This window comes from Winogradskyella eximia, from assembly GCF_003386165.1.
In the GTDB taxonomy this organism is placed as follows: Bacteria; Bacteroidota; Bacteroidia; order Flavobacteriales; family Flavobacteriaceae; genus Winogradskyella; species Winogradskyella eximia.
Genome location: NZ_QRDV01000001.1, coordinates 1,201,310 through 1,216,996, shown reverse-complemented (window position 1 = coordinate 1,216,996; position 15,687 = coordinate 1,201,310). Strand labels below are relative to the sequence as shown.

Annotated in this window: 12 protein-coding genes; all 12 read right to left on the bottom strand. The window is 32.0% G+C overall.

What is annotated here, in order from left to right; genetic code table 11:
* Positions 1-266 precede the first annotated feature (266 nt).
* A complete protein-coding gene (locus DFQ10_RS05055) occupies positions 267-1,283 on the bottom strand; it encodes a helix-turn-helix domain-containing protein (RefSeq protein WP_115816266.1) in 1,017 nt (338 codons plus the stop codon).
* 78 nt (positions 1,284-1,361) lie between these two features.
* Positions 1,362-1,502, bottom strand: coding sequence for a hypothetical protein (locus DFQ10_RS18535; RefSeq protein ID WP_181897578.1), 141 nt, complete (start codon positions 1,500-1,502; stop codon positions 1,362-1,364).
* A 288-nt stretch (positions 1,503-1,790) separates the two neighbouring features.
* Positions 1,791-1,931, bottom strand: coding sequence for a lmo0937 family membrane protein (locus DFQ10_RS05050; RefSeq protein WP_115816265.1), 141 nt, complete (start codon positions 1,929-1,931; stop codon positions 1,791-1,793).
* A gap of 190 nt (positions 1,932-2,121) precedes the next feature.
* Complete coding sequence (locus tag DFQ10_RS05045) at positions 2,122-3,903, bottom strand: CHASE3 domain-containing protein (RefSeq protein ID WP_115816264.1); 1,782 nt, start codon at positions 3,901-3,903, stop codon at positions 2,122-2,124.
* A 3-nt stretch (positions 3,904-3,906) separates the two neighbouring features.
* Positions 3,907-4,353: a response regulator gene (locus DFQ10_RS05040; protein ID WP_115816263.1), complete on the bottom strand. Its 447-nt coding sequence runs from the start codon at positions 4,351-4,353 to the stop codon at positions 3,907-3,909.
* A 21-nt stretch (positions 4,354-4,374) separates the two neighbouring features.
* Positions 4,375-4,923 carry a helix-turn-helix domain-containing protein gene (locus DFQ10_RS05035; RefSeq protein WP_115816262.1) on the bottom strand — a complete coding sequence of 183 codons (549 nt, stop codon included), beginning with the start codon at positions 4,921-4,923 and terminating at the stop codon, positions 4,375-4,377.
* A gap of 305 nt (positions 4,924-5,228) precedes the next feature.
* Positions 5,229-5,759 carry a lipid-binding SYLF domain-containing protein gene (locus tag DFQ10_RS05030; RefSeq protein ID WP_115816261.1) on the bottom strand — a complete coding sequence of 177 codons (531 nt, stop codon included), beginning with the start codon at positions 5,757-5,759 and terminating at the stop codon, positions 5,229-5,231.
* A 197-nt stretch (positions 5,760-5,956) separates the two neighbouring features.
* Positions 5,957-7,378 (bottom strand): TolC family protein, encoded by a 1,422-nt coding sequence (locus DFQ10_RS05025; RefSeq protein ID WP_115816260.1) that lies wholly within the window; start codon positions 7,376-7,378, stop codon positions 5,957-5,959.
* 196 nt (positions 7,379-7,574) lie between these two features.
* The gene (locus DFQ10_RS05020) at positions 7,575-8,246 is read right to left on the bottom strand and encodes an ABC transporter ATP-binding protein (RefSeq protein WP_115816259.1); all 672 of its coding nucleotides are present in this window, start codon (positions 8,244-8,246) and stop codon (positions 7,575-7,577) included.
* A gap of 16 nt (positions 8,247-8,262) precedes the next feature.
* A complete protein-coding gene (locus DFQ10_RS05015) occupies positions 8,263-10,686 on the bottom strand; it encodes an ABC transporter permease (protein WP_115816258.1) in 2,424 nt (807 codons plus the stop codon).
* A 33-nt stretch (positions 10,687-10,719) separates the two neighbouring features.
* Positions 10,720-13,071 (bottom strand): ABC transporter permease, encoded by a 2,352-nt coding sequence (locus DFQ10_RS05010; protein WP_115816257.1) that lies wholly within the window; start codon positions 13,069-13,071, stop codon positions 10,720-10,722.
* Positions 13,072-13,220: 149 nt separating this feature from the next.
* Entirely contained in the window at positions 13,221-15,668 is a 2,448-nt protein-coding gene (locus tag DFQ10_RS05005; RefSeq protein ID WP_115816256.1) for an ABC transporter permease, read from the bottom strand.
* Between the last annotated feature and the right edge of the window lie 19 nt (positions 15,669-15,687).

Genomic DNA, 15,687 nt, shown 5'->3' with positions numbered 1-15,687 from the left:
ATTTGAGTTATTATTTGATGAATAAACCAAAAAAAAGAGGTTGGATAAATATTCAATTAATATTTATACAACCTCCATATGATATATATTATGCTGTTACAGCTAACTTAATCTTTACGGTAATCAATATGTATTTATGCGAACATATTGTTAAACTTATGTCAGATTGAGTGCAGTCGAAGAATTAAATCCCTTTAAGTTTTTCGACTGCACTCAATGCGACATTTCTCTTTTCATTCTTTTTCAATGAACTTTTTTTGAATATATTATGCTGTTGCAGCTAACTTAATGTTTTGCTTATAATCAATTGGTGAGCAATTGTATTGTTCTTTAAAGATTTTAGAAAAGTAACTTCTACTAGAAAAACCTAAAGTATATACAATTTCTGAAATGTTTAAATCTGTAGTTTTTATAAGCTCTTCCGATTTTTTAACTCTAACAAATCTTATATAACTGTTTAAAGTTTTGCCATGCATTAACTTAAATCCTTCTTGCACTTTTGCTGGACTTATTGAAATCTTAGCGGCAAGCTCAGTAACACTAAGGTTTGTCTCAGGGAAGTTATTAATGTATTCTGATAATTCCTTCACTTGTTTCAATTCAAATGCTGTAAGCGAACCTGTAGGATTCTGAGCACTTTCTATATCTATTGAATGTTGTTCAATCTCCATTGCTAATATAAAATTTACTAATCCTTGAATCAATAGTGTTCTTACAACACCATCTTGTTTTATGGCCTTAAGTTGCTTAATATTTTCTGCAATTTTTAAGTTATAAGAACCTACATAACTATAATCTGCTATTTTACCTGTTATAAAACGTTCTGATACCATACTATTTATATGGTGCTTCGCAGAACTCTTTTCGGACGTATTTACCGAAATGATTGTAGAGTTTACATAGACGTCTTTAAAGAAACTTATATGATTTTCAGTAGTATTAATATTAGCAGAAACACCTGTTTGAAACGTTTCAACTGTGTTTGTTGCATCATTATTATTGAAAGAATGTTTTAATTTTCCTTCTGAACAGTATAAAAAGTTAACTACTGATCGCTTTGGACTTTCAACTATGAACTTAACGTCTTCTTTAAATTTTACATCAAACTCAATAAATACAGTATTTCTTTCTAATTCTATACCTCTAATTAAGCCTTCACCTAACTCATTATCAATTTTTAACTCTACCTCTTTAAGGTTTGTTGTAAAAGTTCCACCAACTTCATTATTTAAAGCGTGAAACATAAATTGTAAATTATTTGCTTTAATCTCTATAGTTCTCATATGTGTTTGTTTTTGGTTAGATAGTAATTTTTATTCATCCTAATAGTCTTACTAATTAGGAATGTAAATCTTGTAGGTTTAAAAGATTGTTTTGGTGCTTTCTATAGTTTTCAGTTTTGAATACTCTATTTCTGAATAAACAGCTTCAACTTTGCGTTTTGGAAAAATTCTACCAACTCTTGCAAATTGCTTTTGTAAATGTTTAGATGATATTTTCATAATGTAATTGATTAGGTTATTTTTCTTTTGTCAAAGTAACGAACTCTTTACGCTTGCCATGTTATACAATTCCTCAGTTTTGTTACATGATTACAAAAAAGTGTTAAACAAAACACAAAAAAGTGTGATGTATAGTGATTTAGAACAAAAGCCAAACATTGACTTATCCTAAACCAATGGCTTTACAAATACTAAAGAATACAAGAAAAACTGAAAATTAAAAAGTATAGATAACTAGAATAGCTTCAATTAGACAAACCTTGAACAGGGTTTTGTTGATAATTAGAATTATTTTCTATTTAAAACTATGAGTAAAATAATAGCGACTAATAGTAGGATGTGAATTATTGCAGATAATGCATAAACAAAAAATCCGATGGCCCAAAGTATGACCAATAGCACTAAAAAAACGTAAAGAAAAGTCTTCATTGTAGAAAAACGATTTTATTAAGGGCTTCAACTCTAAATAGAAATTTGCGGTAAACAGGTTTAAAACATAGTTTAAGCAAAAATTATAACGCCGAGTAAAACGCTTAACAAATATGCTCAATTGAGAATAGAGCATGTTATACAATTTCAGAAAATGTTTATACTATTTTAATAAATAGGGCCATTTAGATTATTTTAAAAACGGTAAATAAATTGTGAATGTAGCGCCAACATTAGGTTTACCATCTGCTATAATAATTCCTTTATGGTTTTCTACAATCTTTTTACATATTGCTAAACCGATACCTGTACCAGAATATTCAGATTTACCGTGTAATCTATTAAAGAGTAAAAATATCTTTTCAGCATAAATCTGCTCAAAACCGATACCATTGTCCTTAAAAGTAATTTTGTGATGAAACTTATATAAGGATTTGTTTATCTCGTCTACATCTCTAGAACGTACCTCTTCGTGAGTAATTTCGATTATTGGAGGAACTCCCTCTTTACTATATTTTAATGAATTACTTATTAAATTGATAAACAACTGTTGAATTTGAAATGAAATCACCTCCATTGTAGGCAAACCATCACATATAATTTTAGCTTGTTTCTCTTCAATGCTATCTAAAAGCTCTGTCTTAGCATGTTCTAATAGCATATTTATATTAGTCTTTACATATTCCTTTTCGGATGTATTTGTTCGGGAATATTGTAATAAATCTTCAATAAGCATACGCATTCTCGCAGATGCCGACTTCATTCTTTGAATGTAGAGTTGCCCACTTTCAGAAATATGATCCTTTTCTTTAGTTTCTAATCGCGACATAAAGGTCTGAATTTTTCTTAAAGGCTCTTGCAAATCATGACTAGCAACATAGTTAAACGCAGAGAGTTCTTTATTAGTACGTTCTAACTCTTGGTTACGCTGCTCGATGATTCGGTAGTTTTCGACTTCACTTGTAATATCAATAGTGACACCAAACATTTTTTTATCACCTTCAGTATCATCCATAAGTTTAGAATACGCCTTTAGATACCTAATAGTGCCATCTTTATGCACTACGCGATACGTTGTAAAAGGCAATTCTTCTTCACGCATCATCATATTAACTTGCTGCCCCAAATTATTAATATCCTCTTCGTGTACGTATTTATAAAAATTTTCTAAAGTTGGTTCAAAACTTTGTGGTTCTTCACCTACTAAACGGTATAAATTATCTGAAAATTCAAATACATTTTCTTCAATATACCAAACCCAAGTACTGGTATTACTCACAACCTCTGACTGCTTGGTTAATTTTTCGAAAATTTCTAGTTCTGTATTGCTTTCTTTTAGAGCTTTTAAATCCGTAGTCATTTTTACATAGGCTAATAAAAGAATAACTAACGTAACTATTAATAAACCATAAAACAACAAGGGTGTTAATCCTATTTTCTCTTCATTAATCTCCTGGTTATGGGTTAATAGACGCTGTTCCAAATCTAACATTTCGTTGATATCTGCACGGATTCTGTCCATTCTAATTTCACCTTCATGCAGTAAGAATAATAAATCTTGTGTAAGTAACGTATCATCATCATTAGCGAGACTAAAAGATTTATCAAAATTCTTAAATCGCTGAGCTATATCACCCTTTAACTCCTTTAGTTTTTCAACTTGCTCTCCTTTAGGGACAATTAGCGTATCTAATTTAGAAAGGTTGTTTGTAATTTTTTGTAGACTTTCTTTATACGGATTAAGAAATAAAGAATCGTGCGTTAGTAAAAAACCTCTATGTCCTATTTCTGCATCTTTAAGATTAGAAATAATAAGCTCTAACTCACTTCTTAACGAGTAATTATCCTTAACAACTTTAGATGTTTGAGATAGTTCGCTAATATGTTTATACGTAAAACCACCTATACATAAAATAACGAAAAGTCCGACTACAAAGGCGGTTCTAAGATATCTGCTAGAAGGTGTTGGCATAGATTATAATCTTAATAAAAAATTGTCTTTATTTAAACCACTGGTATGATATTGCCAGTTAGTAGTTACGACTTCTGAAAGTACTTTCTTAAGTTTTTCAAAATCGTTGGGTTTCTTAATATATACATTGGCACCTTTAACAAAGGTGTTTTCGATATCTTCTTCTGATGCAGACGTGGAGTATATCGCAATTGCCATATCACTTAACCGTTTAGTCGCCTTAATATCTTTTAAACATTCTAGTCCAGATTTCTTTGGCATGTTTAAATCTAAAAACAATAAGTTTGGTAGCGTATTAGCGGAATCATTTAAATACTCCATTAATTCTATACCGTCCTTAAAAAGCAACACTTTACTTTTTATTTTCAACTCTTCGAAGGCCTCTGTAAAAAACAACCTATCGTCCTCATCATCATCAGCCAAAGCTATATTAATATAATCGCTATTCATATTTACAAACTTACGGTTAGGTTAATTTATTTGTTTTCTTTTAGCAATAATACGCTGAAAAGCTGAAGGTGTAATACCTGTTGTATTTTTAAATTGTTTACTTAAATGCGCCACACTAGAATAGTTAAGTTTAAATGCTATTTCGGTGAGCGAAAGTTCTTCACTTGTCAATAAAATCTTAGTATATTCTATTTTCTGTAAGATAATAAAATTTTCTATGGAAGTATACGTCACTTCTGAAAACAGATTAGACAAATAGTTGTAATTCTCTTCTAGCTGCTCAGCTAAGTAAACTGAAGTCTTCACGTTTATATCCTTTTCATTAAAGACCATATCTACAATAACATCTTTAATTTTTTGAATCACAATTTTTTTAGGATCTTCAACAACCTCAATTCCAAAACTATTAATATCTTCATGAAAAGTCTTTAATTGTTCCTCAGACACTTTATCCATCAATTCTATCTCACCAAAAGCTGTTTGTTGATAATTGAATTGATGTGTTTCCAACTTCTGCTTTAAAACAGCATTGCAAACTTTAGTAAAATCGAATTTTAACAATAATTTCATTATAAAGCCTATAGCACTAGATTAATATTTACTCAATTTTGATTTTAATCAAATTTAATATTAAAATTCACATAAATCACTATGTTATTTTGAGGAATTGTTAATATTAAAAAAGAACATATATTATGAATGAGGATATTTACTTAAAGACGAAATAGAATTCTATCACTTTTATAAAGAATAACTTCTCATCAGAGCTGCATAATTTTAATAAATTAAACACGCCTTTAAATTGTAAATTAATTTGAATACAATAAAAAAGCCGATTTTAATAATCGGCTTTAACTTATAATTTGAAGATTGGTTTAAAACTCAGAATAACTAAACTTCTGACCACCAATTGAAACATCTGCCATAACTCCACCTTTAGATTTTGCAAACACAACTACTCCATCATTATAGTTTGCATTTTTACTTACAGCTTCATCTATAATTACAGCTTTAGCCTCAGCAGAAAACTCAAAATTCCCTTCTTTAAATTCATTTAAGGCTTCTTCGGTTTCAAAGAAAACAACTTGTGTATAAGCTTCTCCACCAGCTTGCATCCCAATGTCTAGTTTTTTCATTTCAGCCATGCCAGTTGACACTCCGTTTTCATATAATACACCGTTTCCCGATGCAGCTCCTATAATCAATGCTCCTTCACCTACATTTGGAAATACAACATAGCCTGAAGCATTATTAAAAAATTTCTCTAATCCTCTATCCAATTGTTTTAAAGTTGTTATCGCTTTTTCAGCATCTTTCATAACGCGCATATCATCTTTATTTTGAGCAAATGCAAATACAGTTACAAACAGTAATGCCATCGATACTATTGAATTTTTAATTTTCATAATTTCTAGTTTTATAGATTAAACATTTCGTTTTAAGAAAGTGTAGAATAGTATTCTAACTTTCATATCGTAAAACTATAATTTAGAACTAGCACTGATTAATTCAAAACATTTAATTATTAATGCTATTAGTAAATCCTGATAAACTACTAATTAAAACTAAAACACATCATAAAAATGAAACTACAATTCCTAAATTAAATCTGAATGCCTCTGTAATAATCTAGAACTTTTACACGTAACAAGTATTCATATTTTGCATTGGCAAGGTTCACTTTGGCATTGTCTAAATTGTTCTTACTCGTAATATAATTTAAGAAATTAGACACTCCATTTTTAAATCGGATATCATTAATGCGATAGGATTCTTGGTAAGCGTCAACTAGTTTTTCTAAACTTCGATGACGGTTATAGGCAGCTTCCATATCAAAATAAACCTGAGCAATGGCATTTTTTATATCTACATGGGTACGCTCTAATTCTATGATAGACTCCTCTACTCTAATTTTTTCTAAAGCCACATTGTTTTTTGCTCTAAACCCATTAAACAATGGCACATTTACTGCAACGCCAACCACAGTATTTAAGTTATTATCTAATTGATCTTTGTAACCAATACTTTTTGAAGCAAAATTAGTTTGCTCTGTCATAATTGGTAAATTTTGACCATCAACCGTAACAAAATCGCCAGTTCCCACAACGTTTGATCCTGTTGCCGTAAACAGTTCTGCGGCACTTGAGTAATTGGTATTGACACCACCAAAAAGCGATATTTCGGGTGTAAATTGAGACTTTGCAACACTGACACCTTTTTTAGCGGCTTCAACACGTAATTCTTTAGCTTTAAATGTGGCTAAATTTTGAATAGATTCTTCAAAAACGGCATCCGAACTTAAATTGTATTTTTCAAAATCCAGGATTAATCCATCTGTCGCTAGATTGACGTTTTCTTTTAAATTCATTAATTGTGCTAAGTTCAGTTTGGTATTATTTAAGCTACTTTCAGAAGACAAAACACTAGTTTCATCGCTTGCCACTTGTCCTAAAATATCTGCATAATCTGCTGGATTTCCAGATTCGTTGTCGTAAAAATCTTGTTGAATTTTAAGTTGTTGTTTAGTCGTTTTTAGTCGTGCTTTAGTTAATTCTAAAACATCTCTAGCATTTAAAACTTGAAGATATGCTAAAGTTACATTCAAAATTAAATCTTGTTGCGCGGCTTCAATTTCTAACTCTGATGCCTTTTTATTCAATCGCTCTTGTTTAGCCGAATTCAATAATCGAAAGCCATTAAAGATGGTCATATCTAAACTCAAACCTAAATTTGAAAATGTCAATTCTTGATTAATATAAGCGTTGGTAAATGGATCAATACTTCTTCCGTCATTAACACCCAGACTAAAATTTCCATTAAGACTTGGCAGCAAATTAGCTTTAGACTGCTGATAATTTACTTTTGCTGAATTGGCTTGTAAATTGGTTGATTTTAAATCGAGATTATGCTCTAAAGCGACTGCAATGCATTCGTCTAAAGTATAACTTTTGTTTGTTTCATTTTGAGCAAAACCAGCCCAGCTCATCAGTACAATGATGATTAATCTTACAAGTTTATGTATCATGATTTGTTTCTTTTTAATTATTTAGGTGTCGAATAATTAATCTTACAGCATCGTCAATTCGAGTGTTTCGAGCGAACGAGAAATGTATCGAGAATCTTATATCTACATATTACTTCTCGATACAAAATTTTCTGAAAAGCGAAAATTTCACTCGAAGTGACGCAACGTTATCGAAATGCCTTTTTATTTATGATAATTAGACTATTTTTCCGTCTAGTAAATTTATAATTCGAGAGCCATAAGCGGCATTACTTTCTGAATGTGTGGCTTGGATTATGGTGACTCCTTCTTTATTTAATTGCGCAAAGAGCTCCATAATTTCTTCACTTTGCTTAGAGTTTAGATTCCCTGTTGGCTCATCTGCTAAAATCAACTTTGGCTTTCCTATTAATGCTCTAGCAATGCCGACCAATTGCTGTTGCCCTCCACTTAATTGAATTGGGAATAAATCTTTCTTTCCAACGATATTAAAACGATCTAACATATCGGCTACCATCGCTTTGCGTTCCGAAGATTTTACACTTTTATAGAGTAAAGGGGTTTCAATATTTTCGTAAACTGTTAATTCATCAATAAGATGATAGGCTTGAAATACAAATCCGATGTACTCTTTATACAATTTGGATCTGTTTTTTTCTTTCATGCTATGCACAGGCTCTCCTAAAAACGTATAGCCTCCATCTGTAAAATGATCTAACATGCCAATGCAATTCAACAAGGTTGATTTCCCAGAACCAGAAGGTCCCATTAGTGATATGAATTCTCCCACCTCTACATTCAAATTGATATTATCTAATAACGTGACTTTATTGCTACCTGAGTTTACGGTTCTGGTGGCTTCGTTTAGACTTAATAGTGTGTTTTTCATTTTGATTGATGTGTTTTTACTCTGTTCTTAAACTTTTTATAGGATTTCTTATGGCTGCTCTAATTGACTGAACTACCACTGTTGTTAATGCAATAACCAAAACTATTGAAGCCGCCAATAATAAAACTACCCATTCTACTGATATTCGGTAAGCAAAATCTTGTAACCATTTTGATGTTGCAAACCAAGCAATAGGTAAAGCTATCACAATCGCAATGGCCACTAACTTTACATAATCTTTACTAAATAAAACGACTATCGATTTAACTGATGCTCCAAGAACCTTACGTACTCCTATTTCTTTAATACGTTGTTCTGTAGATTGCGCTACAAGACCAAAAACACCTATTGCAGACAATAAAAGACTTAACATACTAAAAAAGGAAAAGAAGCTTTGCAAACGATCTTCTTCTAAATATTGCTTTTCCACAAGATCATCTACCCAATTCATTGCGAGATATTTATTCGGAAACATTTGTTTCCAAATCTTGTTTATTTTCGCTGTAACCTCACTCGAAGTTCCTTCTTTTACTCTAATAAGCATACTACTATAATCAGGATTCGATTCTCCAACAATAACAACAGGCTTAAAGTCATATCTCAAAGATTGGGTATGAAAGCTTTTTACAATGCCAATTGGATTTGTTTCTAATTCTGGTATTGTTGTATTCATTTTTGTAACCTGTAATGCATTAGCTGTAAACTCGGTTAATATTGAAGGTTGCGTATTTACTTTTTTCTCTTCATTATTAAATGCAATTGGTTTTGATTGTGGTGCATCTGTTATCAATTTTTCATCAAACAATCGCCCAGAAATCAGCTTAACACCTAATGTTTTTGGTAAATGCACATCACCAGCAATAAACCAGACTTGCATTTTTGAACCTAGATTATTTGGATTATCAATTGATTTTAGCATCCCACCAGAACCAAATGTAGGTCTCCAATTTGCAAGACTTGCAGAGGTTACTCCTGGAATATTGGTTATTTCCTTATGAAAACTTTCTCCTTTACCATCCCATGATGTTGGGTTAATAGCTAACAGATTTTCTTCATCATAACCTAAATCTTTATTATTGATAAAATCGAGTTGAGATTTAACTATAAATACAGAAACTAATACTATAATTGCGATAGAAAATTGAACAACAACTAATCCTTTTTGAATGAATTGTTGGCCATAAATTTCATTCTTATTAATTAAACCTTTTAAAGAATTCATTGGCTTAAAACCAGAAATTAAAAATGCAGGATATGTACCTGTTATTACTGCTACTATAAAAACAGCTACAAATCCTAAGCTCAAATATTCTAAGCTACTTAATAATGATACTTGTAAAGCATGACCAATAAACTGCTCTATAAAAGGGATTATGAGATAAAACGTTGGTAATGCTATCAAAGAAGCAATCACGAAATACATTAATGATTCTACTAAAAATTGAGTGATAATCTGCTTTCGATCTGCACCAATAACTTTTCGTACACCAACTTCTTTAATACGTGTTAAAGATCGTGCAACACTTAGATTCACAAAGTTGACACAAGCAATAAACAATACTAAAATAGCAACTCCCAGTAAAATATAATCTGTTGACCTATTACCTTTAATATCAATTTCATTATCAAATTCTGAATTAAGATAAGTATCTGAAATGGGCTGAAATTCATAAGAATATTTAGTTTCACCACCTACAAAATCTGTATACCAAGTATTTAGTTTTTCTGAAAATTTATTGACATCTGTTCCTGTTTTAAATAGAACATAATTTCTCGTAAATGAACCATACTGTTCTTTATACAATGCCTCTAAACGCCCTTTCTCAATTATGAGTGCTTCTGCCCTTAAGTGTGTATTACTAGGTATATTCTCTATGATACCTGTGATTAAAAACGGGGTTGGTTCGCTACCAAAACTTGGAATGCTGAAAACAATTTTACCAATAACATCCTCATCTGGAAATAATTTATCCTTTAATGTTTTAGTTAAAACAAGATTTGATTTACCATGAATGAACTGTTTTGGATTACCAGAAATTACTTTAAAATCGAACAAATCCCAAATAAGAGAATCCGTTTCCAATGCCTTTAAATCTATAACATCAGTGTCCTCTATATTTTTTTTAATATGTCGATCTACTGTATAAATATTTGTTACCGCTTCTACCTCTGGGAAATTATCCATTAATGCTGGTCTTAAACCTGCCCAAGACGCCGACATTTTATTAGACACATCATTACCCATATCTACATTCGTCAACAGGCGATGAATATCATCTTTGCGCGACCATTGCGAATCGTATGAGAAATCATCCAAAACAACACTGACAACACTTATGCAAGCTAACAGACCAAGAGTTAATCCTGTAAGACTAATCATTGAAAACAAACGGTTTTTCCGAATACTACGCCATGCTAACTTTATGTTATTCTTAATCATAATCTTATATTTTTTTTCTTTTACAAAATCATTTTATTCCGTTTTTAAACTATCCACAGGATTTGCTAATGCTGCTTTTACAGCCTGAAAGCTTACCGTTACCATCGCAATTACAATCGCTACGGCACCAGCTATGACAAAAACCCACCAATTGATTTCTATACGATATGCATAATTTCCTAGCCAATTATCCATAACATACCAAGCCATAGGAATAGCAATTACAATGGCAAGACCAACGAGTTTTAAAAAGTCTTTAGATAATAATTTTACGATGCCTGCAACACTTGCTCCTAAAACTTTACGAACTCCAATTTCTTTACTACGCTGCTCTGCGGTATAAGCCGCCAGTCCAAAAAGTCCCAAACACGAAATAAGAATTGCTAATAAAGCAAAGAGTTGAGATAACTTTCCGACAAGTTGTTCACTTTTAAATTTGGCATTAAAAGCATCATCTACAAAGCTGTATTCAAAAGGAAACGCTGGATTGTGTTTTTTCATTACCGCTTCAATTTTAGACAACACATCGCTAGTTCCTATTTTAGGATTTGTTTTTAAATACATATAACTCGCTTCACCATGATAGTTAAAAAACATCACAGGGTCGCTTTGTCCATACATGTCATCAAATAGGTAATCTTTTACAACGCCAACAACTGTATACACATCTCCTCGATCTATCTTTTTACCAATTGCACTGCCTTGTCCCATCAGTTTAGCAAACGATTCTGTAATTAAAACACTCGCACTGTCTTTTGCCATATTTTCATAAAACCCACGACCTTCAACGATTTCCATACCTGCAGTTTCTAAAAAATCGGAACTGACATATCTAAAGAAAATTAATACATCTTCAGTATTTGTACCTCCTGTCCAAGTTAAGTTAGAACCATTATTACCTCCATTTAGAATCCCAGAATTATTTAAACCGACGCTTGAAACCGCTCCTGTTTGTATTAAATCTTGTTTGATGACATCAAATTTTTCAATCATCGTCCCATTGACATTCAATGAAATCAATTGGTTTTTATCAAAACCTAAGTCTCTATTTTTTATATGCTGAAGTTGTTGATACACGAGAATCGTACAAATGATAAAAACGATTGAAATTGTAAACTGACCAACAACGAGCCCTTTCCGGATATAATTTGCAGAACCTTGTGTAACTTTTAATCCTTTTAAAACCTCAACAGGCTTAAATGAGGATAGATAAAAAGCCGGATACAGTCCTGCGAAGATGCCACACACCAACGTAATCCCTAATAAAAAGACCATATGTAACGGCTTAGCCAATCCTAAAACTAAATCTTTCTCTATAAGTAAATTGAATTGTGGTAATAACATAAAAAGTAATAAAACACTCACTAAAGTTGCTATAAACGCCAGAATTAAAGCTTCTGAAATAAATTGAAAAATCAATCGTGTACGACCAGAGCCCATGGCTTTACGCACTCCAACCTCGTTAGCCCGTTTTTCACTTCGTGCTGTAGATAAATTCATAAAATTGATACACGCAATGAGTAAAATAATTAAAGCAATGATGGTAAATAGTCTAACCGAATCAATGCGTCCTCCCACTTGCTTTCCATTTTCAAAATGATCTCTTAAATGCCAATCTTTTATGGAATGTAAAAATGCTTTTGAATCACTATCTCCTGTTTTTTTCTCTAATAAACCTCTTACTTGTGCATCAACAGCATTAAAATCAGCTTCTGGTGATAATGCTACAAAGGTATCTGCAAAGAAACTACCATATTCATTGGTCCATTCTTTATCTCCACTCCAACGTTCAAATGGTGCAATCCAGTTGATAGGAAACGTCACGTTTTTCGGCAAATTCCCAATCACTCCAGTAATGAGGTATTGGTCTTTATTATCTATAGTTAAGACGTTGCCTAATACTTTGGTGTTTTCTCCATAAAGCTGTTCTGCGGTTTCTTTAGTAATAACAATAGCTTCCGGATTCTTAAAGGCGTCTTTAGCATTTCCTTCTACAAACTTTAAACTAAAAATCTCAATAAAATCGGCATCTACAAAACGTCCACCGCTATTAATGGCATTATCATTAACCGCAAATAAAAAGTCTCTATGCTTGGTACGCGATGCCTTAACAATTCCTGGAATTTCAGTTTTCATAGCTTCCGCAAATGGTCCTGGTGTAGAATTGAACGTTCGCCATTCTCCATCATATTCTTGATGCGTTGGCACATAATAGACTTGATCTTGTTTATCAAATTCCGAATTAAAACTCAACTCATCTTCAACCCATAGAAAGATTAAACTGGCACACGTAATTCCTATGGCTAATCCGAAAATATTCAGAAAGCTATACCCTTTATTTTTACGTAACGTCCGGAATGCTATTTTTATATAATTTAAAATCATACTATTTTTCAACTGAATTAATTACTTCTACTCACTATATAGTGAAGATGATGCCAAAACCATAAACTATTGACTATCAACAAATTAACTTTAATTCAAAATTTAATAGTGTTCGTTTTTAGTACACTATTTGTTCGTAATCGAACACTTTATTCTGAACGCAATGAATCTACAGGATTGGCATTTGCAGCCTGAAGCGTCTTTACACTGATGACTATTAAAGCAAAGAAAATCATAGCTAATCCGCTTACTAAAAACACCCAGAAACCAATACTCGTTTTATAGGCAAAATCTTGCAACCAATTATTAATCCCATACCAAGCAATTGGTGCCGCAATTACAAAAGCAATCGCAACCAAGATTAAAAATTCCTTACATAGGATTGTGTTAATTTGAAATAATGAAGCACCTAAAACTTTGCGTACTCCTATCTCTTTTACACGTCTGTTTGTGGTATAAATTACAAGACCCAATAATCCTAAACAGCTAATTAAAATAGATAAGCCCGTAGCCCAATTTAATAGTTTAGACATTTTACGTTCGCGATTATAGAAATTTTGAATGCTTTCGTCTAAAAACTCTACGCGATAATCATCTATTTCTGTATAGACGGATTTATAAGCATTTTCAATTTTAGACAATGTTGTTTTTAAGCCTTCGGAAGATTCATTTTGCAACGCTAAATGTAGTCCCTGAAATTGACTCCAATCTGGACGGTTCCAATCGCCACGAAATGCCATAGGTTTAATATTACTTTTCAATGAACGTTGAAAAAAATCGGCCATAACACCCACAATCGGAACATTCTCACCACCTAACAAAACGATCTTACCAACGGCTTCCTCTGGACTTTTAAAACCTAGTTTTTTTCTACAGGTTTCGTTTATGACTAACTCTTTAACCGTATCATTTCTTATACTTCTTCCTGCTAAAATATCTAACTCAAAGACTTTAGAATAATTAATGTCCCCAAAAATAAATTGCAAATCGGTATTAACCTCTTTTTCACCATTGTTATAGGAAAGAGAGGTGCTATTTGTAGATATCGATGCTGGAGGTGTACCACCTATACTAATTTCTTTTATTTCTGGAATAGCTCTTAATTTTTCAGCATAAAGCTCTTTTTTGGAAACTTCACGCTCACCTCTTGGACTATAAACAGAAATAATAGCATCCGTTTTAAAACCCATATCTGTAGTGAGTAGAAAATTAATTTGTTTACCAACCAATAAGGTGGCAATTATGAAAATCTGAGCAATGGTGAACTGAAAAATGGTTAAAAACTTTCTTAGTTTCACCTTTTTATCGCCAACAGCTAAATGATTTTTTAATACGGAAACGGTATTAAATTTTGATAAAATTAGGGCTGGATAAAATCCTGATAAAAAGGTTACTATAATTAATAAAACGATGGCACTTACAACAATTAAAGGCGATTTAAAAAGCTCAAAATTTAGACCATCTGGCACAAAATCTGAAAACACATTTATTAACCATTTAGAAAGTAAAACAGACAATAGAGCAGATATAAGCACCAATAAAAAGGTCTCTCCCATAAACTGACTAATCAATTGCTTCCTAGAACTCCCTAAGGTTTTACGAATACCAATCTCTTTGGCGCGTTGAGATGCTTGAGCTGTATTGAGGTTAATAAAATTGATACAGCCTAATAATAAGAGGAATACAGCCACTAAAGCCAAGTTTGTCAATAGTGATTTATTGGCTTGCCCTTTTGTCCAATCATAGATGCCATATTTTTCATTAAAATGAATATCTGATAGCGGTTGTAATCCAAACTTTTGCTCATCACCATATTTTTTTGAATCTTCATCTTGGTGCGCTGCAGCTAAATTATCAAGACGATTTTGTATGGCTGATACATCGGCATTAGAAGCTACTTTTACAAAGAGTTGTGAAGCATCATTTGTATTATTCCAATTTAAATTGAGGAAATTTTCTCGTAATCGGGTTTGCAAAAGAAGAGGTTTTGCTATAAATTCTTCGAACACAAAATCGGTTCTTTCTTTAAAATTTTCAACAATACCTGTTACAGTAACATTAAGGGAATCGTTATAAACTAGAGTCTTTCCTATAATATCTGAAGGCACCGTATTTGGAAAGTAATCTGCTGCTCTATTTTCAGTTAGTATAACACTATTTGGATGTGATAAGATGTTAGTTTCATCTCCTGCTAAAAACGTGTAATTGAAAATCTTAAAATAATTGGCATCTGTAAAAATGACGAAGTTTGGCCACTTAAATTGCGAACCTAATTCTCTATTTTCAACTTTTGAAGGGCGTTCTATATAAAAGCTACCAACCGTTTCAAAATTGGAATCATCCTTTATTTCATCTTCTAATGCTAAGGTGACTCCAGAAATAGAAAAGGTATCTTCTGGACTAATTAAATCGGTAACCACTCTATAAATGCGGTCACCATCTTTATGAAAGTCATCAAAGGTAGCATCATAATACACCATTAAACCAATTACAAACGACGCACTTAACCCTATAGTAAGACCTATGATATTAATTAGAGAAAACACCTTATGCTTCATAAGATTCCTCCAGGCTATTTTGAAATAATTTTTAATCATGATGTGTATGATTTAATGG

Coding starts and splice junctions, on each gene's coding strand:
- DFQ10_RS05045 (WP_115816264.1), bottom strand. CDS start 3,903: ATGCCAACACCTTCTAGCAGATATCTTAGAACCGCCTTTGTAGTCGGA.
- DFQ10_RS05005 (WP_115816256.1), bottom strand. CDS start 15,668: ATGATTAAAAATTATTTCAAAATAGCCTGGAGGAATCTTATGAAGCAT.
- DFQ10_RS05025 (WP_115816260.1), bottom strand. CDS start 7,378: ATGATACATAAACTTGTAAGATTAATCATCATTGTACTGATGAGCTGG.
- DFQ10_RS05055 (WP_115816266.1), bottom strand. CDS start 1,283: ATGAGAACTATAGAGATTAAAGCAAATAATTTACAATTTATGTTTCAC.
- DFQ10_RS05030 (WP_115816261.1), bottom strand. CDS start 5,759: ATGAAAATTAAAAATTCAATAGTATCGATGGCATTACTGTTTGTAACT.
- DFQ10_RS05020 (WP_115816259.1), bottom strand. CDS start 8,246: ATGAAAAACACACTATTAAGTCTAAACGAAGCCACCAGAACCGTAAAC.
- DFQ10_RS05015 (WP_115816258.1), bottom strand. CDS start 10,686: ATGATTAAGAATAACATAAAGTTAGCATGGCGTAGTATTCGGAAAAAC.
- DFQ10_RS05035 (WP_115816262.1), bottom strand. CDS start 4,923: ATGAAATTATTGTTAAAATTCGATTTTACTAAAGTTTGCAATGCTGTT.
- DFQ10_RS18535 (WP_181897578.1), bottom strand. CDS start 1,502: ATGAAAATATCATCTAAACATTTACAAAAGCAATTTGCAAGAGTTGGT.
- DFQ10_RS05040 (WP_115816263.1), bottom strand. CDS start 4,353: ATGAATAGCGATTATATTAATATAGCTTTGGCTGATGATGATGAGGAC.
- DFQ10_RS05050 (WP_115816265.1), bottom strand. CDS start 1,931: ATGAAGACTTTTCTTTACGTTTTTTTAGTGCTATTGGTCATACTTTGG.
- DFQ10_RS05010 (WP_115816257.1), bottom strand. CDS start 13,071: ATGATTTTAAATTATATAAAAATAGCATTCCGGACGTTACGTAAAAAT.